The sequence below is a fragment of the Achromobacter xylosoxidans genome (assembly GCF_001457475.1).
In the GTDB taxonomy this organism is placed as follows: domain Bacteria; phylum Pseudomonadota; class Gammaproteobacteria; order Burkholderiales; family Burkholderiaceae_B; genus Achromobacter; species Achromobacter xylosoxidans.
Genome location: NZ_LN831029.1, coordinates 2429271 through 2453129, shown reverse-complemented (window position 1 = coordinate 2453129; position 23859 = coordinate 2429271). Strand labels below are relative to the sequence as shown.

The 23859-nt window shown below is 60.2% G+C and carries 18 protein-coding genes; 14 read left to right on the top strand and 4 right to left on the bottom strand.

The genetic code is table 11. From position 1 onward, the window contains the following. Positions 1 to 69 precede the first annotated feature (69 nt). Positions 70 to 510 carry a DNA-deoxyinosine glycosylase gene (locus AT699_RS11060; RefSeq protein WP_058207582.1) on the bottom strand — a complete coding sequence of 147 codons (441 nt, stop codon included), beginning with the start codon at positions 508 to 510 and terminating at the stop codon, positions 70 to 72. A gap of 351 nt (positions 511 to 861) precedes the next feature. Between AT699_RS11060 and AT699_RS11055 the strand changes: the two genes are divergently transcribed. Further along, positions 862 to 1725, top strand: coding sequence for a pirin family protein (locus tag AT699_RS11055; RefSeq protein ID WP_024068507.1), 864 nt, complete (start codon positions 862 to 864; stop codon positions 1723 to 1725). 804 nt (positions 1726 to 2529) lie between these two features. Here the strand turns inward: AT699_RS11055 and AT699_RS11050 are convergent. Further along, positions 2530 to 3771, bottom strand: a complete 1242-nt coding sequence (locus AT699_RS11050; RefSeq protein ID WP_058207290.1) for an EAL domain-containing protein — start codon at positions 3769 to 3771, stop codon at positions 2530 to 2532. A 228-nt stretch (positions 3772 to 3999) separates the two neighbouring features. Here AT699_RS11050 and AT699_RS31475 point away from each other — a divergent pair, with 228 nt between their 5' ends. The 9 genes from AT699_RS31475 to AT699_RS11015 all read left to right on the top strand — a co-directional run bounded on the left by AT699_RS31475 (position 4000) and on the right by AT699_RS11015 (position 16485). Further along, positions 4000 to 4563 carry a hypothetical protein gene (locus AT699_RS31475; RefSeq protein ID WP_145964677.1) on the top strand — a complete coding sequence of 188 codons (564 nt, stop codon included), beginning with the start codon at positions 4000 to 4002 and terminating at the stop codon, positions 4561 to 4563. A gap of 200 nt (positions 4564 to 4763) precedes the next feature. Then, positions 4764 to 5414, top strand: coding sequence for a response regulator (locus tag AT699_RS11045; RefSeq protein ID WP_307190344.1), 651 nt, complete (start codon positions 4764 to 4766; stop codon positions 5412 to 5414). After that, positions 5411 to 7822 (top strand): response regulator, encoded by a 2412-nt coding sequence (locus AT699_RS11040; protein WP_024068505.1) that lies wholly within the window; start codon positions 5411 to 5413, stop codon positions 7820 to 7822. The genes AT699_RS11045 and AT699_RS11040 overlap by 4 nt, the downstream gene beginning before the upstream one ends. A gap of 281 nt (positions 7823 to 8103) precedes the next feature. Continuing rightward, positions 8104 to 10026 carry an ATP-binding protein gene (locus AT699_RS11035; protein WP_070541070.1) on the top strand — a complete coding sequence of 641 codons (1923 nt, stop codon included), beginning with the start codon at positions 8104 to 8106 and terminating at the stop codon, positions 10024 to 10026. 372 nt (positions 10027 to 10398) lie between these two features. Further along, the gene (locus tag AT699_RS11030; protein WP_047992878.1) at positions 10399 to 10950 is read left to right on the top strand and encodes a fimbrial protein; all 552 of its coding nucleotides are present in this window, start codon (positions 10399 to 10401) and stop codon (positions 10948 to 10950) included. 62 nt (positions 10951 to 11012) lie between these two features. Beyond that, entirely contained in the window at positions 11013 to 11750 is a 738-nt protein-coding gene (locus AT699_RS11025; protein WP_080969395.1) for a fimbrial biogenesis chaperone, read from the top strand. A gap of 96 nt (positions 11751 to 11846) precedes the next feature. Next, positions 11847 to 14408 (top strand): fimbria/pilus outer membrane usher protein, encoded by a 2562-nt coding sequence (locus AT699_RS30920; protein ID WP_081247824.1) that lies wholly within the window; start codon positions 11847 to 11849, stop codon positions 14406 to 14408. A gap of 525 nt (positions 14409 to 14933) precedes the next feature. After that, entirely contained in the window at positions 14934 to 15566 is a 633-nt protein-coding gene (locus AT699_RS31900) for a fimbrial protein (RefSeq protein ID WP_158288269.1), read from the top strand. A 268-nt stretch (positions 15567 to 15834) separates the two neighbouring features. Beyond that, positions 15835 to 16485 (top strand): imm11 family protein, encoded by a 651-nt coding sequence (locus tag AT699_RS11015; protein ID WP_024068501.1) that lies wholly within the window; start codon positions 15835 to 15837, stop codon positions 16483 to 16485. Between the two features lie 185 nt (positions 16486 to 16670). Here AT699_RS11015 and AT699_RS11010 read toward each other — a convergent pair whose 3' ends face one another. Both AT699_RS11010 and AT699_RS31960 read right to left on the bottom strand, forming a co-directional pair. Further along, positions 16671 to 17342 (bottom strand): NmrA family NAD(P)-binding protein, encoded by a 672-nt coding sequence (locus AT699_RS11010; protein ID WP_006384107.1) that lies wholly within the window; start codon positions 17340 to 17342, stop codon positions 16671 to 16673. Between the two features lie 269 nt (positions 17343 to 17611). Continuing rightward, positions 17612 to 17764: a hypothetical protein gene (locus tag AT699_RS31960; RefSeq protein ID WP_024068500.1), complete on the bottom strand. Its 153-nt coding sequence runs from the start codon at positions 17762 to 17764 to the stop codon at positions 17612 to 17614. Between the two features lie 402 nt (positions 17765 to 18166). On the opposite strand from AT699_RS31960, the gene AT699_RS11005 reads away from it, so the two are divergent. From AT699_RS11005 to AT699_RS10990, 4 genes are all read left to right on the top strand, one after another. Then, complete coding sequence (locus tag AT699_RS11005) at positions 18167 to 18688, top strand: sigma-70 family RNA polymerase sigma factor (protein WP_006384106.1); 522 nt, start codon at positions 18167 to 18169, stop codon at positions 18686 to 18688. Between the two features lie 15 nt (positions 18689 to 18703). Continuing rightward, positions 18704 to 19699, top strand: a complete 996-nt coding sequence (locus AT699_RS11000; protein ID WP_024068499.1) for a FecR domain-containing protein — start codon at positions 18704 to 18706, stop codon at positions 19697 to 19699. A gap of 212 nt (positions 19700 to 19911) precedes the next feature. After that, positions 19912 to 22698 carry a TonB-dependent siderophore receptor gene (locus tag AT699_RS10995; protein ID WP_232254234.1) on the top strand — a complete coding sequence of 929 codons (2787 nt, stop codon included), beginning with the start codon at positions 19912 to 19914 and terminating at the stop codon, positions 22696 to 22698. A gap of 239 nt (positions 22699 to 22937) precedes the next feature. Continuing rightward, complete coding sequence (locus AT699_RS10990) at positions 22938 to 23828, top strand: hypothetical protein (RefSeq protein ID WP_024068497.1); 891 nt, start codon at positions 22938 to 22940, stop codon at positions 23826 to 23828. Positions 23829 to 23859 lie beyond the last annotated feature (31 nt).

Here is a 23859-nt window from a genome sequence, read left to right as displayed (position 1 = left end):
CCGCTTTCCGCGCTTCGTCTCCGGCCGCATGTCGCGGCACCCGCGCCGCCAACGCCCCAACGCGCAGGCTCAGGCCGGCATCGTCAACGCCTCGCGCCAGGCGGCCAGTTTCTTCTCGAACGATGCGGCCGCGTGGGCCGGGCTGGTGGATGGCAGGTCGACATATTGCAACGGCCGCTGCGGCAGGCGCGGCAGCACATGGCGGCGGTAGAGGCTGGCCGCCTTGGCGCCGTTGAAGCAGACCCGCACCAGGCGTGGATGGGCCCCAAGGAACGCCGCGAAGTCGTTGGGCACCAGGGTGTCGACACGGATGTCCGCATCCAGGCTGCCCGGCCGTTCGCAGGCCTGCAGCACGTCCCAGAGCGCGACGCCGGCGGATCGCAGCGCTTGCAGGCGCCGCGCGTAATCGGCGGCGGGATCGAAGCCGAGCACCCGGGCCGCGATGGGCCAGAAGGCGTTGCGCGGATGGGCGTAGTAGCGTGCCTGCCGCAGCGACGCCACGCCGGGCATGGAGCCCAGCACCAGGATGCGGGCGTCGGCGGCGGCCACCGGGGCGAAGCCCTGGACTTGGGGAGATCGGTCAACCACGGCTGTGTCGGCTTGTCGTTGCATGGCGCAAGAATACCCGGGTTTACAGGCCCTTCGTCGCGGGTCGCGCCGGCCGCCGGCACCGCGCCAAGCCCGGAATTCCTCCCCCCGCCCTCGCTGCACTGGCAACGCTGGCCCGCCTTGGGGCCGTCAGCGTCCTATTGCTGGAACGGTGCTTATCAATGGCGGGGACTACCGCAACCGCCGTCCCGCCCTTATCTTGATAGGTATGACGAACGGCCCCGCAGGGGCCGCGCAACAGGAATGACGATCATGAAGAAGATTCTGGGTGTGCATGCCAGTCCCCGTCCCCACTGGGTGGGTGACGGCTTTCCGGTGCGCTCGATGTTCTCGTACAACGACAAGGGCAAGAACGTCAGCCCGTTCCTGCTCCTGGACTACGCCGGCCCGGCGCAATTCACGCCGACCACGCAACCGCGCGGCGTCGGCCAGCATCCGCACCGCGGCTTCGAAACCGTGACCATCGTCTACAGCGGCGAGGTCGAGCACCGTGACTCCACCGGCAACGGCGGCGTCATCGGGCCCGGCGACGTCCAGTGGATGACGGCCGCCTCGGGCATCCTGCATGAAGAGTTCCACTCCCCCGCGTTCACCCGCAAGGGCGGCGAGCTGGAGATGGTGCAGCTGTGGGTCAACCTGCCGGCCAAGGACAAGAAGGCCCCGGCCGGCTACCAGAGCCTGCTGAACGCGGATATCCCGGTCGTGTCGTTGCCCGACGATGCCGGCTCGCTGCGCGTCATCGCCGGCAGCTATGGCGGCCAGACCGGCCCGGCGCGCACCTTCACGCCGATCGACGTGTGGGACGTGCGCCTGTCCGCGGGCAAGGCCACGACCTTCGCGATCCCGGCGGGCCGCAACAGCATGCTGGTGATGCTGCGCGGCACGGTGCTGGTCAACGGCGAAGCCGTGGCGCGCGACGCGCAGCTGACGCTGTTCTCGCAGGACGGCGACGAGATCACGGTCGAAGCCAACAACGACGCCGTGTTCCTGGTGCTGAGCGGCGAGCCGATCGACGAGCCGGTGGTGGGGTACGGGCCGTTCGTGATGAACTCCCAAGCGGAGATCGTCGAGGCGATCCAGGACTTCAACGCCGGCAAGTACGGGCAGATGCATTGAAGGATGGGACCGGCGTCGACGCGCCGGTCCTGAATGGAGCCGCGTTTCCTGTTGGGGAAACGCGGCTTTTTGCTTTGATCGGCGGGAAGTGCGAAGGGCTCGTTACGACCCAAAGCGGGCATCAAAGCCTGGTTCAAAAACTTCTCACGGAGCTTTTCTATTTCGCTCGAATTTCGTCAACAGACGCTTGAATTCGGATTGCATCGTAAATGTTCAAATTAAGCTGAGCCGCCGAGAGTTGGCATTTGGTAGAGCCATGGCTAATCAAGCGCCTGAGCTGCTGCTTGGCAAAGCACCGCTGTCGCTGCCAGCAATGCGCCGATGGAGTTCCACTTTGATTGTGCTGCCAAAGTCTCCCGCACTTCCCATCCATCGAATGTCACGCCAGAAAGGTCTGGATTCGTTCCCTTTTTTTCAGCCGCCAGACGCCGCTGCCGGATAGCACTCTCGCGAGATACCTTTACCTGGCTTGCGTAGATCCAAGCCGAGGCTGATGCAAGACTTGAAACGATTTAAATTACTGTCAAGATTCCCATGACTACTTGATCTCTTTAGGAAAGTGTTGGCTAGGTCATCCACAGTATAGGGATCAGCTTGAGCAAGAGCGGTGGCCGGATGTCTCCTTCTAGCCGAAAACGGGCATTTGCGGCACCGCACTGAGACCTGAGCTAGACCGCTTCGGTCTTCTAACGGCCGTAACGACGGTCTGCGGCCGGCCGCCCCCCTGGGTCGGTGCCCATGAAGTTCGACGTTTACGGCAGATTTTCGATTTGCACCAACGATGAAGTCCGCTGAGCGAGGCTACTATGCTGTGCGGCCTTGCGACAAACACAACTGCAGAAAGTCGAGCGGCTCCAACGGTTTCGACAGTGCAAATCCCTGCCCCTTGTTGCAACCGAGCCGGCGCAGGGTAGCGATACTGGACTCGTCCTCGATACCTTCGGCTACCAGATTCATATTCAGCAATCGCGCCAATGAGGAGATGGTCGCAATGATGCCTCGAAGGGGGGCTTTCTGATCGACTTCTTTGACGAAGGAACCATCGATTTTGACCTCATCGAAGGGCATCGTCGATAGCAAGTTAATAGTAGCGAAGCCGGATCCGAAATCATCCAGTGAGGTCAAAAACCCGAGTGCACGTAACGAGTTCAAAGACCCCGACAAAAGGAGGGGGTCTTCAATAGGCAGTTCCTCGGTCAGTTCGATCTTCAGTAAACGGTTAGGCAAACCCGCGTGTTCCATCTTCTGGGCAAGAAATTGAGCAAATCCCTCGGTGCAAATGGTTTTCACCGAAGCATTAACTGCGATCGGAACGCCTACGCCACGTCCGTAAAGGACTTCAAGGATTTCAATAACCTTTTTCTTCACAAATCCGAATAGCGCCAAATTCAGATCTAATCGATTGACGATTGGAATGAACACCGTGGGCGATATGTTACCCAATCGGGGATGTGTCCAACGGGCCAACGCTTCCGCACCCAGTAACGCCTTCGTGTGCAGGTCATACTGCGGCTGCAGGGCGATGTGGAGGCCCGTTCCACCGCTTATTGCTGCAATCAGATCTTCCTCTAGCTGAAGCTCCTCATGTGGCACGATGGGCTGGAGTGGGGGGGTGTGAGTGTTCAAAAGGCGATCCAGGACCGCCGCAACCCTGGCGACCTCATAGCCACGTGTAATGCCGACGCTGATTCCGGCCTGCTGCGCCAGCCTGGCATGAGCCTGAAGCGCTTGCAGCGAAATCCCCGCGCCCCTTTCCAGGTCGGGAGTAGCCTTTTGCGGGTCGTCGATTGAAGATTTCGAGTCCGTTGGAGAGTGCGAGGTATCGGAAGCCGTCTCCATTGACCATAGAACTCGGGGCGGCTCCAGCAGCCTCCCGTCCTTCCTCATTGTTTGTAGCAGACTAGGAAGCATCAGCCCTCCGTTTTCGCCTGGTTGGATGCTGCATACGATTACGTCTATGGCCGTCGTCCGCACCAGTCTTTCTACATCGTCAAGACAAGTTGCATGCTCGAAGCGGGTGATGCCCAAGAGGGTCAGCGTGTCCATGACTTCACGAGCCTGCTCGGGCTTCGGTGTGAACGCGATGACGCTGACTTTCCGCGGGCCCGTGGGGGATGCTTCCTCTATGTGTGGGTGTCCCATGTATGTCGCTCGGGTGAATTTCTGTGTCAGCGACTGTAGGGCTCTGAGAGAATTTAGGAAATAAGAATGGGACGAAAATTGGTTGGGGAGATCGCTTTCGTGTGAGGCCAATCTGCGAAGCGAGGAGCGAACTTGGTGCTGACGCACACCTTTGGCAATCAGGCGATGCGTTTATTGGCAATTCTTGACGTTCTAGGGCGCGTTTTATCGGATTTTAGGAGTGCGCTGATTTTTTCTGGAATGGGCTATTTGTATAGTTCCTATTATGCGAGGTCGGCATCGCGAGCGGCACTTAAACGGGCATTGCAGTTCAGTCAAGCGTACGAAGCGGGATCCGCCGCGCGTGAATCTGCCACAGGCGCCCAATGTCCGCCAGAGATTCGAGTACATCGCGAATTTGATACGGCCCTACGCTATGAGTCGCCGTTGGGCGCGACGCGTACGACAATTGAACTCTTGACCGCATTCGTGACCGTCGATAGTCGACCGGGTCAGCTTGGCATGGGCATGGGCATGGCCGCGGCCGGCGCGCCTGAAGGGCAAGTTGGCAGTTCCGGTGCGGTCATGCACACGTGCGGTGTGTCATTGAGCGACTTCCTTGCGATAGCGTGCGGCGCAGCGTGCCAGAGGCAATTTAAAGGCACATTGAACGTGGTCTGTTGCGCCTCGCCAAGGAACGTAGTCGGTGTCGCCTAGCCGGCTCCTGACCATTGAGGTTGCTCTTCACCCGGTGTGGCACGCTTGATCACACGGGCCCCGCCTCGTCATCTTGCTTGGCGACGGGATTCGTAGTATTTATCAACCAATCCAGAGAAATCTATCGGACCAGTCCGAACGGATTCTCGTTAGGACTAGGGGCGACTATTGTGTCGAACAACTTGGTAGGTTGCGTACGCGTGGCTATCTTGGACGATCATGCCGTGGTTCGGAACGGTTTGGCTGCCTTTCTGAAATCCGAAGCGGGCATAGACGTTGTCGGGGTCTACAACAGCAGCCGCGCAATGATCGAGGGGATCACGCAGAAGCCGGCCGATGTGTTGGTAGTCGACTATGCGCTTGGTCCCGACGACATGGACGGCGTAGCTTTGATCCGCGCACTGCGCATCAAGTTCCCGACCTCCCGTCTTGTTGTGCTATCGGCTCACAGCGATCCGGCTACTGTTGCCTTGGTCCTGAGGGCGGGAGTGCGAGGATTCATATCAAAGATGGAGGACATGTCGGAGATCACTCGTGCCATTCGGGTGGTGGCTGGTGGTGCCGTCTTTCTTCAGCCTGAAATGACGCTCCGTTTGGCCGACGCAACGACGAGCCATGCTCCTGAACAGAATGACGCTTCGGACGATGCTGTCTATGGAGCTGCTCTATCGGTGCGCGAGCGGGAGGTCATTCGCTGCTTTCTCGACGGAATGACCGTGACGCAAATTGCGGAGAAGTTCAATCGGAGCATTAAGACGATCAGTAGCCAGAAGGCGGCAGCGTTTCGAAAGCTCGGCGTAACGTCCAACAACGGGCTGTTCAAGGTCCGCCATATCATCGACTCCCTATGACTTCGCAGACGCCCCTGGGGCATTTCCTGGGAGCGTTGCTGTTGATCGGAACGAGCCTTTTTGCGCAGCTGGCTTTGGCTGATCATCCTGCGCTTCTTTCCGAAGAAGAGCGTGCTTGGATAGTCGAGAATCCGATCGTGGTAGTGGGCGTTAGAACGAACGTTGCTCCCCTGGAATACGTAGAGAATGGCCAGCTGAAGGGATTGTCGGCGGAGTATCTTAAGGCGGTCAGCAGGCTGACTGGCCTCAAGTTCAAGACCAAGGAAATAAGCGACGCGTCCACGTATCAGTCGAAATGGCTGGCAGACGGCGTTGTGGACATGGTCGCGCTTGCCGCCCGCAACATTCAGCCCACTTCGGGCGCGTCTGATTCGCTGTTTACCGCACCCTATTACGTCAGCGCGACGATTATCGTTACGCGCGCGCGTGCTCCTATCATGATGGATCTGGGCGAACTGGACGGGCGCACCGTGGCAGTGCCAAGACACAGCCCATATGAGGCGAAGTTCCGTGAAGTGTTGCCTGGCGCAAAATTCGTAAGCGGCGACGGGGCTGAGGGGACGCTTGAGATGGTGGCGACAGGGAGGGCAGATGCCGCAATCGCCCTGGACGGATTTCTTTCTCCTGTGCTGTCGTCCCGCTATAACGGCCTCCTGCAAATATCCGGTGTGATCTCGTCAGTGTTTGCCGAGTTGAGCATGTCGGTTTCGAAGAACAGGCCGATGCTCTATTCCATTATTCAGAAGGCGCTGCAGCAGATCACGGCGGAAGAGTCCTACCGAATGAATGAGGCGTGGCTCGAACAGGCCCGGTTTGGTGAGCCGTCGCTGGAGGTGCTCGTCCGGCATTACGGTCCACAGGGGCTGATGCTCACTGGAGTGTTTCTCTTGCTTGGCGGACTGGCCTACGCTTGGCGGCGCGAGCACCTTCGGGCGGTCAGGGGCGAAGCTGAGAAAGCGATGTTTCTCGCCGTCATGAGTCATGAAATTCGATCCCCCATGAACGCGGTGCTCGCTTCGGTTGAGTTGTTGCAGCGCACCCCGTTGGACGATGTGCAGCAGCGATTGCTCGGTTTGGCCTGCCAGGGCGGTGAGTCGCTGCTGCGGTTACTCAATGATGTGTTGGATGTGAGCAAGTTGGAGGCGGGAAAATTTGTGCTGGAGTATGAACCGGCCGACATTGTCGCGCTAGTGCGGGAAGTGCTCGATTCTCTCCGGAAGCAGGCTGAGGAAATGGGCGTCGAGCTCGTCTTTGCCGTGCCCGATCCTATCGGTTTTCTGATGCTGGATACGTCCAGAACGGCACAGATTCTGCAAAACCTGGTGTCCCATGCTATCGGTTCTACCCCCCGCGGGTCGGTTACGGTCAAGGTGACTATCTCGCCCGCCGAGGATTCCGCATCTGGCGGTGTGCTACGTATCGAGGTCTCGGACACGGGTAGCGGAATTGATGGGCAGGGCTATTTCCAATCGTTCCTATCCAACGCGCAGTGGAGGCGATCGATGAGGGGCCGCCTCGGCGGAGCGGGCCTCGGATTGCTGCTTTGCCGTGAACTTATCTCGCGCATGAATGGTGACATCATGGTATGCAGTGTGCCAGGGGCAGGCACGACGGTCGCTCTATCGTTGCCGGTTCGGCATGTAACCGAGAACGATGGAGCGGCGGCGCAGTCAGAAATTCCGGTGCGCCGGCCCGAAGTTGGACATCCGGTCATTCTTCTCGTAGAGGATACGCCCGCGAACCAGTTTCTGATTCAAGCGCAGCTAGAGCGACTCGGGTGCAGATTCCGCATTGCGGCTAATGGCGAGGAGGCCATGCAGGCCTTCGAGCAGGAAACGTATGACCTGATTCTGTTGGACTGCAATTTGCCCGATACGGACGGCTATCGGCTCGCCCAGCAATTCCGGGTGGATGAGGCCAAGCTCGGTGCCAGGCGATGCGCAATCATCGCGATCTCGGCGATAACGGGCAGCGCGCACGCCTTGCGCTGCTTAAACGCGGGTATGGACGGAGTACTCAGCAAGCCAATTGGCCTGGCTAAACTGCAAAGCACCATCGAGAGCTTTTGTGGCGTTCTGTTGACTGAGTCGACAGATGCCTCCAACACGCGAGGATGCTCGGCGCAGGCGATGGATTCCGGTGTGGCGCTACGTCTTGTGCAAGATGATCTCCGCTTGTTGGACGCTGCATTGGCTGAGGCCGATTTTGCCAGAGCGAAGCATCATGCACACCGCGTGCTTGGTGCAAGCATGAGCTTGGGACTATCGGCTCTGACTGGTTTGGCTAAAGGGCTCGAGGATTTGCTCGAGGCAGGCCAGGACATGGACGCCGAAGACGTCTATCAGGTGCTCAAAGACGCGAAATTGGAACTTGAGCGTCTTATCGCCGCTGACAAGGGCTTCCATTGAGACAGGGGCATTTAACCGAGTCCCCTGACGGACTCGACGGGGCTAGGTGGCGCGACCGCGTACGCAAGTGGATCCTTATCTTGGTCTGCGCGGCGTGTTCCAGCGTATTCGTTGCGGTTCTGCTTCTAGGCGCGGCCGATCTTAAAAATCCGAGCAGATCCCCTTCCGCAAATCCGACCGTGCAGCCAAAGCCGGAGCTCAGCCACGCAGAGCAAGCTTGGATAGCCGCCAACCCGGTTGTGAGGGTCGGCGTGATGCCCAATAGGAGCCCGCTTGAATACATGGATGACGGCATCGTACGTGGCTTGCCTAAGCAGTACCTCAATGAGGTCGGTCGTCGCACTGGATTGGTCTTCACCTTCAGACCGACCCAGGGCACGAAGTCTCGGTTGGATTGGTTGAAAAGTGGGGAGATCGATATGTTATCGATGGCTTCACGAAACCTTGGGCGGGTCGCCAACGAGCCAGGAGTGCTCTTCACGCCTGCTTACATCGTCAGTGCTGCGGTCGTGGTGACGAGGGCGCGCGATCATGCAGTCACCGAGTTGGACGAGCTTGCCAATAAGACCGTCGTGGTTCCCGAGGAGGGACCGTACGCCGAACTGCTAAAGGGTGTGGCAGGAAAGGTAAAGCTGACCTCCGAAACACGAAGCACCGCAGTGTTGGACATGGTGGCAGAAGGCGACGCGGACGCTACGGTAGGAACGGAACTCTTCTTGGTTCCCTATCTGAACCGTCGCTATGTAGGGACGCTGCAGATTGCCGGGGTGCTCTCTTCCATGACCGCTGAAATTGCCATGGCCGTCTCCGAGGAAAAGCCATTGCTTTGGTCCATTCTGCAAAAGACGCTGCGCTCAATCTCCGTCGAAAGAGCGGCTGAACTGCGGCAATCCTGGCTCGAGGAGATTGACCTGGGCGCACCGTCGATGGCGGTATTGGTTCGGCACTATGGCACGCAGGGCCTAGCGGCTTTGACTACGCTATTGCTGCTGGGCTTTTTTTCGTATCGAACGTGGCGAGAGTACCGAAGGGCAGTAAGAAGCGAACGGGAAAAGGAGATCTTTCTCTCCGTGATGAATCAAGAAATACGGACGCCCATGAACACTGTTCTGGCATCGGTGGAGTTGCTACAGGGCACGTCGATGGACGATCGGCAGAGACACTTGGCCGGTTTGGCCGACAGCGGAGCTGGCGCGCTGTTGCGCTTGTTGGATGGTGTACTTGATATCTCCAAGTTGGAGGCTGGAAAGGTCGTGCTCGAGTACGTGCCCACGGACATCTCAAATCTGGCGCGCGATGTTGTCGACCTGCAGAGATTGCGGGCACAAGAGAAGGGCATCGGGCTGAGTTTGACGGTTCCCGAAGCGAGCCCAATTTTGATGCTAGATCCGACACGCACGAATCAGATTCTTCATAACCTGGTTTCCAACGCGATCAAGTTCACGGAACGCGGGGGCGTTGACGTCCAAATAGCGGTCTCCAACGTAAGTGATGGCGAGCATCGCAGAGCGCTCGAGTTGCGCGTCTCTGACACCGGTATCGGCATATCGGAATCGGCGCAGGCGGCTTTGTTTCGCCCCTATTCGCAAGTCTTCGGTTCGCCGTCTCGTCGGCCGGATGGGACCGGCTTGGGATTGTTAATTTGTCGAGAATTGGTCTCGCTTATGAAAGGCAAGATCACACTACGCAGCTCGACAGGCGTGGGGACGACGGTGACGGTAACGCTTCCTGTCGATCTCTGTGTGCCGGGCGCGGTTGACGAGCCGGAGGCCCGGGTGGTGAGTTCATCAGGCGAGCGCCTTAGAGTTTTGCTCGTCGAGGGGCTACCCGCGAACCAAGCTGTGCTACAGATGCAACTTGCGAGTCTCGGATACGACGTTTCGGTGGCTGGCGATGGCGCTCGAGCGCTTCAAACGTACCTGCAAGGGTCCTGTGATCTGGTGTTGATGGATTGCGATCTGCCGGATATTGACGGTTATGCCCTGGCTCGGGAGTTCCGCCGTCACGATGCTTTGCGGCGAAAGTCCGCCCTTCCCATCATTGCAATTTCGGCGGCAACCGGAGCAGAGCACGCCCTGCGTTGTGTGGAGGCTGGTATGGATGGCGCTATCAGTAAGCCCATTCGGCTGGCCAAGCTGAGAAACGCCGTTGAAAGATGGGGCGGCAGCAGGGCATCTGGGATTACGGACGCAGATACACGCTAGAGCGCCTGGCTCTCGCGCACCCTCTTGCTTCGGGCTGAGATGGTAACGATCCGGCCATCAAGGCCGGTAAAGCGCCGTTCGTGCCCCGGGGGCCGGCGCGGGGCGAAGGAGCCGTTCCAGTCTCGCAGCGATGCCATGCGCACAGGGCCACCCTCGATCAGCGCCAGCTGGAACGACAGGAACTGGTCTTGAGCCTCGCAGCGCGTCGATCTTTATCCTCGCGATATACCCTGCATGAAAAAGACGAGCCGAAATTTCGGAGTGCGCCCTATGTCCCGCGCGAACGTCGGTTGATAGCATGGATTTGTTGCCAAGATTCATCTGCGCAACGTCAATTCAAACCGATCTCACCTCTCAAATTTATCGCTCACTATGAATCGTCTTCTCCTCGCCTCGTCGATCCTGGCTATTTCCGCCGTCACTCCCACACTGGCGCTGGCCCAAGCAGCCAATCCCAACGGCGGCACGATCACCATCAACGGTGAAATCACGGCTCAGACCTGCAAGATCGAAAATGGTAGCGGCGACATTACCGTTACCCTGCCCAAGATCGCCGCTGGTCGCATGCAAGCCGCTCAGACCGCGGGCGCAACGCGCTTCATGATTCGCTTGACGGAGTGCGAACCGAATTCGGGGGGCGTGCGCGCGTTCTTCGAGCACAGCACTGGCGTTACCGCGGAAGGGCGTTTGACCAACCTCGCCACGGGTACTGCTGCCACCGGAGTGCAGGTCGAGTTGTTCAACATTACGAACGACAATCAAATCAATATCGGTGCTACTGCGGACACGCAGAATACCGACTTCGTGGATATCGCAACGGGTGCTGCGACGCTGTCGTATGGCGCGCGCTACTACCGCACGGCGCCGACTGTGACTGCGGGTCTGGTACGAGCTCAGGCTGTTTACTCGTTGAACTACCGCTAATCTCCCCAGGGCGGCTTTCGGGTCGCACGAGTTCTGTGGCCCGTTGCTCGCCTTCAATCATCATGATCCATTCCTTTTTGTGCGCATCTATGCGCCGAATCACCGCCGGGTTCGCCGTTTTCGGCATGGTCTTGGCTTTGCCTAGCTGGGCGGCGGTCGTCATTCATGGCACACGCGTCGTGTACCCGGCGGCGGAGCCTGAAGTGTCTATTCGATTGGAGAATTCCGGGTCGGCGCCCTCGTTGACGCAAATCTGGATCGATGACGGCGATGCTGCGATGAATGCAACTGACGCGGAGGTGCCGTTCATTCTGACGCCGCCCATGGCTCGAGTTGATCCCGGCAAGTCGCAAATCGTGCGGATTCTTTACTCGGGCGGGGCGCTCAAGGGTGACCAGGAGCGTTTGTATTGGTTCAATGTGCTCGACATTCCTCCTGAGTCCAGCGAACAAGATACCAACAAGCTGCAGCTCGCGTTCCGCTCGCGTATCAAGCTATTCCTGCGCCCGGCTCAGATGACCGAGGTGGTGGAGGATGCGCCAGCCAAGCTTTCTTGGAAGGTTCGGGACGGCGGCTCGATCGAGATTTACAACGGCTCGAAGTTTCATATCACCTTCTCTGCAGCGAGCGTCAAAGTCCCTTCGCAAGAACTGGTATTTGACGACCAAGCGATGCTGGCGCCTGGCCAGACGATGACGGTGCGCCTCAAGCAGGGGGCAGCAAGTACTGGCGACAAGGTGAACTTCAGCATCATCAACGACTACGGCGGCCAAACCAAAGGCGAGTCCTTCTTGCAGTAGCCGCTGCCAAAAACGAGCAGGTGCGAGCGCTTGGTGCACTTTTTCTGCGCCTGTTTCGACGCGAATTGACTCTGCTGCGTGTTTCCAGAAAAGACTATGAATAGCGTTCTCTCGCAGCGACCGCGTCATCGCGTTTGCCGAAAATTTGCCGGGACCATGACTTTAGCCTTTAGCGCGACGATAGCGGTTCAAGCGCAGGAGGTCCGGTTCAACCAGGGCTTTCTCCGGTCGGTGGGTGGGCCGATGGATGTGAGCCGCTTTGAGCAGGGCAACTCCGTCCTGCCAGGCGCTTATGGCGTTGAGGTCTATCTAAACGACAATTGGCTTGGCAAAAGCACGGTTGTTTTTCAGCAGGAAGCAGGGGCGCCAACGGCACGCCCATGCTTTGACCTGCCCTTTTTGCGCCGGCTTGCCGTCAATGAAGGCAAGATCGGCGCGACAATCGCAGACTTGGATGCCGGAGCGTGCGGAGACCTCAGCGATTTGTTGCCTGGGAGCCGCTACAGCTACGACGCCGGAGAGCAACGACTGGATATCACTATCCCGCAAGCGATGCTCGTACGCGGCGCCAGGGGTTATGTAGACCCGACGCTGTGGGATGACGGGATTTCCGCGGGTTTGCTTAATTACAACTGGAATTTCTATTCCACTAAGCCTCGCTCGGGCGCATCTGATAGCTTCAGCTACTTGGGGTTGAATGGCGGGGTCAACGTTGGCGCATGGAGATTTCGCCATCAGGGGAACTATTCCTGGAACAATCGAACGGGGTCTGACTACACCAGTAATCAGACGTACTTATCGCGCTCGGTACTTCCTCTGAAGGGGCAACTGTTGGTGGGGGACGCCTTTACCGATGGCCGCTTGTTTTCATCGATCGGCTTCCGCGGCGTGCAGTTAAGTTCCGATGAGCGAATGCTGCCGCAATCCCAACGGGGATACGCTCCAGTCGTGCGGGGCATTGCGAATTCGAATGCCAGGGTACGAATCCTTCAGTCTGCGAATGTGATCTATGAAACCACGGTTCCGTCCGGGCCATTCGAGATTTCCGATATCTATCCCAATGGCTTCGGTGGTGACCTGACCGTTGAAGTCACAGAAGCGGACGGTCGTGTGCTGGTTTCGCGCGTGCCATACGCCGCGACCGTCAATTCGTTGCGGGAAGGGGGAATCCGGTATCAGCTCACGATTGGACAATACCGCGATCGACAGCTCTCGGAGAAGCCGACCTTCGTGCAGGGAGGCTTGACCTATGGCTTCAATAACCTGTTGACGGGGTACGGCGGATTCATCGGCTCGGCTAACTATCGGGCAGCCGTCGCGGGCGCCGCGGTTAACACGCATCTTGGCGCCTTCGGCTTGGACGTGACGGGAGCGAATGCGGACCTCGGCTCCAGGGAGTCCACTACCGGCCACAGTATTCGCCTTGGGTACTCGAACTATGTCGATGCCACGAAAACCAATGTGTTGATTGCCGCGTACCGATACTCCACACGGGGCTATCGCGAATTCGGCGAGGCGATGGCGTTTCGCCAATGGCAGGGAACGGGCGGGTATACCGATTTACATGCCCGTAGAAACCGATTGCAGGCCAATGTTTCGCAGCAATTGGCGCCGGGTTACGGGTCCGTGTATATGACCGGATCTGTCGAGGACTACTGGAAAAAATCAGGGCGCGGGACAGAGGCTAGCGCGGGCTATTCGAACAGCTATCGTTCGATGACGTACTCAATTTCAGTTGCTCGGCGTCTGGATGTCTTCTCGCAACGTTGGGAAAACCAGTACATGTTGAATCTCTCTTTTCCTCTTGGCGGACGAGAGTCCACTAACTATGCCTCGACAACATTGCAACGAAACTCCAACGGCACGGCGACTGCCTCGCAGACGGTATCAGGCATGCTTAGCCGAGATCGGAATCTTACCTATAGCGTTACAGCCAACTCACAACGCAGTGGTGGTTCGCGCGACGCCAATGTTAGTGGATCTCTTGACTACACCGCCGTCGGGACCCGAGTGAACGTCAGTGCGGGTACTGGAAGGAATTACACCCAGGCTGGAGCCAGTCTGAGTGGCGGCATCGTTGCGTATGGGGGGGGCGTCGCATTCTCTCCGGTTCAAGGAGACACCTATGCTGTACTGGAGGCTCCGGATGGCGCAGGAGCCAGCATTGGAAATGTGCCGGGCCAGCGTCTGGACGGGCGCGGCAGGGCTCTGGTGTCAAACCTTCTGCCGTATGAATACAACTCCATCACTATTGACCCCAAGGGGCTCCCCCTGGGGGTGGAGTTTAAGTCGACGGAACAGCGTGTGGTTCCGACTGCTGGCGCAGTTGTCCTGGTACCGTTTGATACGGTGAATCGTGGCAGGACGGTTGTTTTGCACGTCCGGCGCGCCGATGGCAAACCACTGCCTTTCGGTGCTCAGGTGTTCGACGCCAACGGCAAGACGGTCGGTGTCGTCTCGCAGGGTAGTCGGATCCTCGCCAACGGATTAGATGTGGGGCCGGCGACCCTCGTCGTCAAATGGGGTGACGGTGACACGGGCCGTTGCACCATTACCTCGGAGATTCCGGAGCCCAAGGAAAAAGGGCAACGTATGCAGGTTGTCGAAGGGTTGGAGTGCTTACCTTTCGCTTCGCCCGACTCGCGGGTGAGCCCTTAGTCCACCGGAGCGGCTTTACGCCAAAAAAGTATGAATGCAAAATATATCTCACTCTTTCGTTGTCCTCCCCTTATCTTCATTAGCTTGTTGCTGGCGTGCGTTACCACGCCTGCTTTTTCGCAACAGACGGTTGGACCCCAGACGGCCAGTTGCACCAGCGCATCGCCCACGACGATGACACTGCAATTGCCGGCCAGCATTTCCGTTCCCCGTGATCAGCGCCCAGGGGAAGTCATTGCACTTACCAATTGGGTATCTGTGGATGAATTGAGCAGAGGGGTCTGCTCGTTTCAGGGTACTACAACAGCCACCCCCGCCGCGGCTGCGGGATACAGCGGCAGATTTTCGCTGCCCGCCCCAGTTCGCACTTACGTCGAGAACGGCATCACATATTCCGTATATGCTCTGAACGGAGCGCCCGGTGTTGGCGCTATCTTCTCCATCCGTCCGCGTCAACGGATCCTCACACCGCCTGGTTGTGGCGATATATTCCCTGAGCGGACTCAGCAGTCGCAATTTGACAGAATGGATTCCACCTCCATCTGCACCGGAAATGTGGCATCGCGGTATGCTGTGGGGATTACTGTTCGTGCCAAACTTATTCGCTACGCTCCTATTGTCGACGGTACACGGATAAATCCGACGGTCGTTTTCGATGGGTATCCATTAATTCGTAGCGCGGGAACCACTCAGCCCGGTTCGCCCGTCCTTCCTTCAAATTTGCGAGTTATTCTAGGCGCAACCACCATCAACGTGCTCACCTGCTCGACTCGTGACGTACAGGTGAATATGGGTCGAGTGGCAAGATCGGACTTCAATGGCGTTAATGGGCCGCTGCGTTCCTTTGCCATCAACCTCAATTGCCCGGCAAACATGAACAGAGTCACCGTCCGGGTAGATCCAAACACGGCGGAAATCGGCAACCAAGGCGTTGTGGCATTAGACGCTCAGTCTTCGGCCACAGGGGTGGGAGTTCAGCTCCTGACGGGATCGGGGGCGGCGTTTCCTTTGCGAACAGCAGTACCTGTGAGTCAATATAACCCTGTCCAGAGCGGTTCTTTCGATATTCCTGTACAGGTTCGATATGTGCAAGTCGGTGGAGCGATTTCTGCTGGTACGGCCAACACGACCATGATGTTCACCTTGACGTACGAATAGAGTATGGAGGGCGCTCGCGCCTATATTTGATCGCAGGCACGTGCTGTACGCTCTGGAGAGGGTAGTCGTCGACCTCGCGCTTTGAGGCCGGCGTCCGGGGAGTTTCAGGAGATCGACCTCAACGACATAGGAATCTGCTCCACGAGGCGCACGCCAACATGCGAGCAACACCGCCGCGCGCGGCCGAGCTTGTGGCCGCGCCAAAGCCCGGCTAGGATCGGCTCAACCGCATTCCCGTTCCGCCCCCGCATCCGTGATGGAAGCCACCGTGACCGAACCCAGCGCCATTGAAGTTTCAGCCGAAGCCGCATCTCGTAAGGGCGAATTTTTCCTGATCGACGCCGGCGTCTTGGAAAACGGCAGGGTTCCCGGCATAGAAATCGCCAACGAAGGGAAGCTGATCGATCCGGGGATGAATGTCGTCGCGCGGCCTGATGGAATGCCAGATCAGTATCCGGAGCGTCCCCACCTGGTTCATGTGCCGGCGAAGGGCGCAATGCCACGCGATCTGGAAGAGCTCGCCGGCATATGGATTGTGTCGGAGCCGTTGAAGCAACTGTTTGAGCAGTTGGACGCCGAGGCGTTTGCATTTGTGGCATGCGACTTCAGCCTTGCCGACGGCAGCCCCGCCTCTCCGTACTATCTGGGCAATGTGCTGCGCAGACTCGATGCCCTGGATGAAGCCACTTCTCGCGTGAGGATCAAGCTCGACCACAATTATCAGACCGGCGAGAACGAGAAACTTTATAGCCTCGTCGGCGGGGCCAGCTTGGTGTTCAAACAGGATGTTGTGGGAGCTGCCCATATCTTCCGCCAGGATCGCATGGGAGCGCCTCCCATCTGCGACCGCGCCATGTTTGATGCATTGCGCGCGGCCAACTTCTCCGGCGTACGGCTGCGCGATGTCGCCGATATTTAGAGCGGGGCCACCAGGTCCCGAATGTAAGCCACCAGCGTGGTCGATCCGCGCAGCGGGGTGTCCGACAAGTCGAAGCCGCTGTCGACGCTCACCTCGGTCATACGGGCATAGGATTCAGCGGCGGCTTCAGAAAATCCCTGGCTGACGAACGCCTGCCGCCATGCCGCTCGCGGTACGACGCGGACCTAGACCGGCCGGCCCAAGGTCTCGGCGAACGCTCGCGCTACGTCGCTGGGTGTATACCGTCTCGGGCCTTCTACGTAGCGGACGCCGCGGTCGTCGAGAGACGTCATTAAACGGGCGGCCGCGACTTCGCCCAGATCTTTCGGCGCGACCATCGGGATGGCGAGATCCGCCGGGAAAAGACTGGGCAACACGCCGGTGTTGCGCACCGTTTCGAGGAACCCGTCCCAGTTGCTCATGTAGTAAGCAGCACGGTTCACGGCCGCCGGCAACGCCTGGGCCCGTAGCCCTTCTTCCAGCTCCCACAGCACGTTCAAATCGCCAATGCGGCTGCCCGGCCGGGCGCCGCCCGTCGATTCGGCAACGACTTTTTCAAGCCCGGATCCCTCGAGCGCGGCGAGTATGTTCGCAACGGTATGTCTTTCGACGACGTCGGTGTCGGTGGTGGTGTCCGCCGGAGGATTCAGTAGAAAAGCGCGTCGGCCACGCCGGAACGCGGCGCGTAATGACGCCACGTCTTCCACATTGGCCTGGACAATGTCGGCGCCCCGAGCGCGCCAGTGCGCGGCGCGAGCCGCCGAACGGGTGACTATGGTTACCTCCGCGCCAAGCGCGAGCAAAGCGCGCGCGGTTGCCGCCCCGACGTGGCCGGTTCCCCCCATGATGATGTACATGTGTATGTCCTCCGGTTGATGCGGGTTGCGCGCCTCCCGGCATCCGGGCCGCGCCTCACCGAGTCAAACAGATTTCCCGGCTATCGCTGGCCACATTGTGTAACGGCGGTACCCCTCGGAGTAAAGGACGCCCGCTGAGACTTGGCGCAGAACGCAGTGCGCCGAATGCCGGCCATCGCGCCGACACAGCCAAACCGAAACCGCGATGCTTGCGAGCGCTCATGCAGACGAACTGGAATATGAAGCCTCGCAATAGCAACGAGGCATCCCTACGTTGCCTTCATCTCCTTCTCTTTCTCCTTCGCCAGCTTTTCCTTGTCCTTTTTTGCCCCGTCGTAATGGGACTTGATGGCCAGAAACATGCCCGTGCCCAACACGAGGATCTTGAACGTACCGAAGATTACAGGGACCCAAAAATTCATCATTTCCTCAAAACGCTACGTCAGCAGCTGCAAGCGGGAGTGGGACAAGCGAGCGCCACAAGTCCTATGGACAATCAAAATCCTACCGCCAAGCTCCATACACACATCTGAATTGTACGGCTTTTGTGGCCTGCATAATCTTCAAAAAATCCATACATTGCAGTAAGACATGCCCACCCCATCGCCTTGAAAAACATACAAGGCTTATGCGCGAACCTTCCCCTTGGCGCTCGGCCGGACAGCGTGGCCAGCGCCCCATGGACGGATTCATCCCGCCCCCTTCCCCCTCCTCAGACAAGCCCGATTTCCTGCCCTTCCCCGCCAATTCGGCCGGATTCTCCTTGCCCATCGACTATAAAAACAAAACGCTTTCCATTCGCACTCCCATCGCGCCGTTTCCCCATGAAAAAGTGCCTCGCCACCACCGCCTGCCAGGTCGGTGGCCTATACCGCGAGCATCGTGGCTGGCTGCGCAACTGGATTCGCGGCAAGGTCCGCCGCGCCGAGGACGCCGACGACCTGCTCCAGGACACCTTCGTCCGCGTCCTGTGCGCCGCCCCGCCTTTACACCCCGGCCCCACTTCCCTGCGCGAGCCCCGCGCCTACCTGACCGCCGTGGCCGGACGGCTGGTCGCCAATTTCTACCGCCGGCAGGCGCTCGAAATCGCCTATCTCGAAGTACTGGCCACCCTGCCCCCGCAGCAGGTTCCCTCCGCCGAAACGCAGGCGCTGGTGCGCGAAGCGCTGTTCGAGTTCGACCGCATGCTCGACGGCCTCAATCCGAAGGTAAGACAGGCCCTCGTGCTGTCGCAATTCCAGGGGCTTCCCTACGCCGAGATCGCCGCGCGCCTGGACGTCTCGCTGCGCACGGTCAAGAACTACATCGCCCAGGCCATGGCGCACTGCTGCCTGGCCGCCTTCTGATGCGCGATTGACGGCATGACCGAAGTCCTCCCCCCGACGTCCGCCGAGGAGCGGGCCGTACACGAGGCGGCGCGCTGGTTCGCCTGCCTGATGGCCGAGGACGCCACAGCGCGCGACCGCCTGGCCTGGCAGGCCTGGCTCGATGCCAGCGCCACGCATCGCCAGGCCTGGAATCGGCTGCAATCGGTGCGTCATGCCTTCAGCCGCGTGCCCGGCAACGTCGCCGCCTCCGTGCTGGCCCGGCCCGCGCGCCGCCAACTGATGCGCCGCAGCCTGCTGTCGCTGACCGGCATGGGCCTGTTGGCGGGCAGCGCCTACGGCGTGGTCCGTGCCCGGGACGCGGACGCATGGCATACCGCCACCGGCCAACGGCGCCGGCTGCAACTGGAAGATGGCTCCCAGCTCTATCTCAATACGGCCACCCGCGTGACGCTGGAGTTCAACGACGAGTGGCGAAGGGTCGTGCTGCGCGCCGGCGAAATCCTGGTGCAGGCGCATCCGGACCAGGCCGCGCGGGTGACGCGGCGTCCGTTCATCGTCAGCACGCCGCACGGCGACATCCTGCCCGAGGAGGCCCGCTTCACCGTGCGCCTGCATGACCTCGCCACGCGGGTCGAGGTGCTGGATCAAACCGCCACGGTCCTGCCGGGCCGCGCGGCTGCGTCACCGGCGGCGTATCGGCCCGCCGTGCTGCTGCACGCCAACCAGGCGGTGTCATTCGACGGCGACGGCGCCGGCCCGGTGGGCGTCGCGGCCGCCGACGCCGCGGCGTGGCTGCATGGCCGGCTCGCGGTGGTCGACCGGCCGCTGGGCGAGGTCATCGCCGAATTGGCGCGCTATCGGCCCGGCATCCTGCGATGCGATCCCGCCGTCGCCGGCCTGAAGGTCTCCGGCGTCTTCTCGTTGCGGGACACCGACGAAGCGCTGGCGGCAATATCAGACAGCTTCCCCGTGCAGACGCGACGGCATACGCGCTACTGGGTGACGGTCATGCCGCGCCCCGCGGCGTAGCGGCGCCCTCGGCGGCGCCGGGCGGCCAGACCGTGCCCGCGTCGTCGGTCTCCAGCCGCGAATTCAATCACATAAGTATTTTTTTCAATCGCGTTTGCACTTTTGCATGGTCTCGCGTGTCTTCGTAGCGATGGCGCCCGCCATGAACGCGAACCGAACCGGTGCCGCGTCTGGACGCGCCGCATGTTCAACCCTTCCATCGCAGCATCGCCATGTCCGCTACCCGCCTCGCATCACCCTCCGCCCAGCCTCGCCGCCTTCCGCGTCACGCCTCGCCCCGCGCGCGCCAGTTCACGCTGAATGTCACGCTGCTGGCCCTGTTGGCCGCCTTCACGCCGCTGCGCGCCAGCCATGCGCAAACACCTCCCGCCCTGAGCGCCAGCACCTTGCGGGTGGATATCCCGGCCGGGCCGCTGAGCACCGTGCTGAACCAGTATGCGCAGGCGGCCGACGTCAGCCTGTCGTTCGACGCCGCCCTGCTGGCGGGCAAGGAATCCGCCGGGCTGCGGGGCAGCTTTGACGTGGAGACGGGTTTTCGCCGCATCCTGCAAGGCAGCGGCTTCGAAGCAGTGGCGAGCGCACCGGGCCGCTACATGTTGCGCGGCCTGCCGCAAGCGGCGGCCGGCACGGACGCGGCGGGCGTGACCCAGCTGAACGCCGTCACCGTCAGCGGCTACCGTGAAGGCGACGCGCCCAACCGCGGCTATACCGTCAGCAGCACCTCCAGCGCCACCAAGCTCGACCTGGCGCCGAAGGAGACGCCGCAGAGCATCACGACGTTCACGGCGCAGCAGATCCAGGATCAGGGATTGTTGACGGTGGGCGAAGTGCTGGACCAGACGCCGGGCATCACGCTGATCACCGCCGGGGTGGCGGGAGCCGGGAACCAGCCGATCTTTTCGCGCACGTTTCCGGTGACGTCGGTGCAGATGGACGGCGTCATGGCCAGCAGCTACATCCTGTCGGGCCGGGCGGATGGCAACATGGGCCTGCAGGACTCCTTCCTGTACGAGCGCATCGATATCCTGCGCGGCTCCACCAGCCTGACCGGCGGCGAAGGCGACGCCTCGGCCAGCCTGAACTTCGTGCGCAAGCACCCCTACCTGGACCGCCACCTGTCGGCGAACCTGAAATACGGCAGCTGGAACAATCGCCGCGCCGAGCTGGATTTTTCCACGCCGATCAACGACCGCTTCCGCATGCGGATCGCGGCGGCCATGCAGAAGGGCGATCACTGGGTCGAGCGGGTCAAGAGCAACCGCACGGCGGTCTCGCTGATCGGGGATCTGGACGTGACCGACAACAATCGCATCAGCGCGGGGGTGACGCAATTCGACTTCAAGCTGGACGGGGCCTCGCCGCATGGGGTGACGCGGTTTTCGGAGGTGTACATCAACAGACCGCCGGAATATCTACCCGAATTCCTGCGCGACCAGCCGCGAGGCAGCGGCGGCATCATATTCCCGACCACCGGCGTTGCGCGCAGCTTCAACAATGCCACCCCTTGGTCGCGCACCCATCGCACCTACACCAATCTGTTCCTGACCTGGGATCATGATTTCAACGACGATTGGTCCTTCAAGGCAAGCTACAACCATGCCAGCAACAAAGACGATATTCTGTACGGGGAAATGGGCGGCGCGTACTACATGCCGCAGGCGGGCTTCGCCGACTACGCGCCGGGCGGGTTCGCCAGTTACGTGGCGAAGCGCGACAACGAAGAGAACATCGTCAACGCCGTGGACGTCCACCTGAAAGGCCGTATCGAGGTGCTGGGCCGGACACAGGAATTCGTCGTGGGCGCCAATGCGTACAACACGCATCACATGAGATATGGCGGTTATGCCAGTAGCGGGACGGCGCAATCCCCGGCACTCGCCTTCAATTCGTGTGGCTTCCGGAATCGGCTCTGCATCCCCCCAAGAGGCACCCCACTAAAGCGGATATCGCTGGGCGCCATTCCGATCGACAGCTTTACCTCCCGCCCCCCCGAAACGTGGGACTGGGACGGCCACAACGATATGTACCACACCCGTGAGCGATACCTCACCACGTATCGGCAGACCGGATACTACTTCAGCAGCCATTTGCGCCCCATGGAGCGCGTGCACCTGATCCTGGGCGGCCGCTGGGCCAAGGATGTCATGTCGGACGATGTCGAGACCGACTGCCTCGTCGACGATTGCGGCCCGGGCTGGAATTTCGCGCGGCCGCTGACCAACCCCGTGCTGCGCCCGAAATTCCTGCCCTATGGCGGCCTGATCGTCGAACTGACGCCGCAGATGAACGCCTACTACAGCTACGCCACGTCCTACGTGCGCGACCCCGAATACAACGGTGAAAATGGCGGCACCAGCGCCCAGACCGGGGCCTACCTGCCCCCGGTGCGCTCGGTCACCGAGGAAGGCGGCGTCAAGGGCGCGTTCTTCGACGAGCGGCTCAATGTCGCGGCCTCGTACTTCCGCATGACGCAAAAGGACTTCCCCAACCAAAGCTACGATCCGAACGCGCCGACCACCAACAACAAGGGTTGGCGCGTCTATGGCTGGGAGTTCAACGTCACCGGCGCCCTGACGAAGGACTGGAACATCGCCCTGGGTTACGTGAAGCAAAAGCAGATCCTGCCGCCCTTCGACGGCGAAATCCTGTTTTCCGCCGTGGACGACCTGACCGGCAGTTATCGCGCGCCGGAGAAGTCCTTCAAGCTGTTCACCACCTACCGCCTCAAGCGCCTGACCCTGGGCGCGGGCGTGCGCTGGCAGAGCAGCACGCAGTCCGCGTGGATTCCCATGGACGTGCAGCAACGCAAGCAGGACTGGATGATGAAGCAGGATGCCTATTACCTGGTGGACCTGATGGCGCGCTACCAGATCGACCAGCGCTTCGCCCTGCAACTGAACGTCAACAATGTGTTCGACAAGGTCTATTACCAGCATGAACGGTCTCTTAACTCAGGCGCGCCGCGCAATGCCCTGCTGACCTTGAGCTACCGCTTGTGAGTGATCGAAACGCTCCTTCCAGCCTGCAAGGCAAACCCAACAGATACAAATTTTTCGGGCCAATCTTTGCACTTTCGAGGGCCGTCGCGTGTCCTCGTAGTGTGGACACTGACTCGACCGGATTTCCTTGAATGTTCCGGAAACGCCATCGGCCAGTGAATTCACATCCCCCAGGACCAACCCTGGTTGTCCCTCGGTCATCACTGGGATTTCCTACTCTCCTTTTCAAGGAAACCATCATGTACAGACTCACCAAGCTCTCCGCCGCGTTGCTGCTGGCCGGCTTTGCCGGCGCCGCTTCCGCCGGATGGAACCAACTGGACCTGAACCAACCCAGCAACCTGGACGAACAGGAAAACGTGGTCTACCAGGGTTCGTTCAACTACAACGGCCAGACCTACGGCCCGTCCACCGCCGTGGCCGCGCCGACCCAGGCCAGCGCCGCCATCGCCAGCGTGTTCGACCTGAACGCCCTGCAAGCCTTCACCCTGTACGGCAAGAACGGCCCCGGCGGCACGGGCCACAACGACGACCTGAGCCTGACCTCGAACGACGATTCCTCGGCAGCTGGCGTCAAGACGCCGGTGGTCTACCGCATCTACCGCCAGAACTATTCGGCGGCGACGGTCAATCTGGCGCGGGGCACCGAGGGCCGCCACTTCGTCAAGCACATCATCGGCGAGCAGACCGCGCCGGGCACGCTGGTGAACGGCACGTACAACTACGCCGGGGTGACGTTCTCCAACTTCCCGCGCGGCATGTTCGACTATCAGGTCACGGTGACCGGGCCGAGCGCGGCCACGGGCGAAGGATCGTTCTCGCTGAACGAAATCAAGATTCCGGCCAGGATTTCCTCGACCGGCAAGAACATCGTCTTCGATATCACTAACGGCAAGCTGGATCCAGCGGCGTTGGCCACGACCAGCAACGGTCTGGTCTTCGCTGGAGACGTAACGATTACGGCAAACGACGTCAGCAATTCGAAGGCGTGGGAAGAAATCGGTGGCCTCGATGCAGACCCCACGTACAGCCTGACCCTGTTCGGCCCCAACGGCGCGGAAATCGCCGGCACCATCACCGGCCTGCCGGAGCGCATCGGCGGCGTAGCCGTCATCGGCGCCAAGCAGTAAACGCCGTGGCAAAGCCGGGGCAGGGATTTTT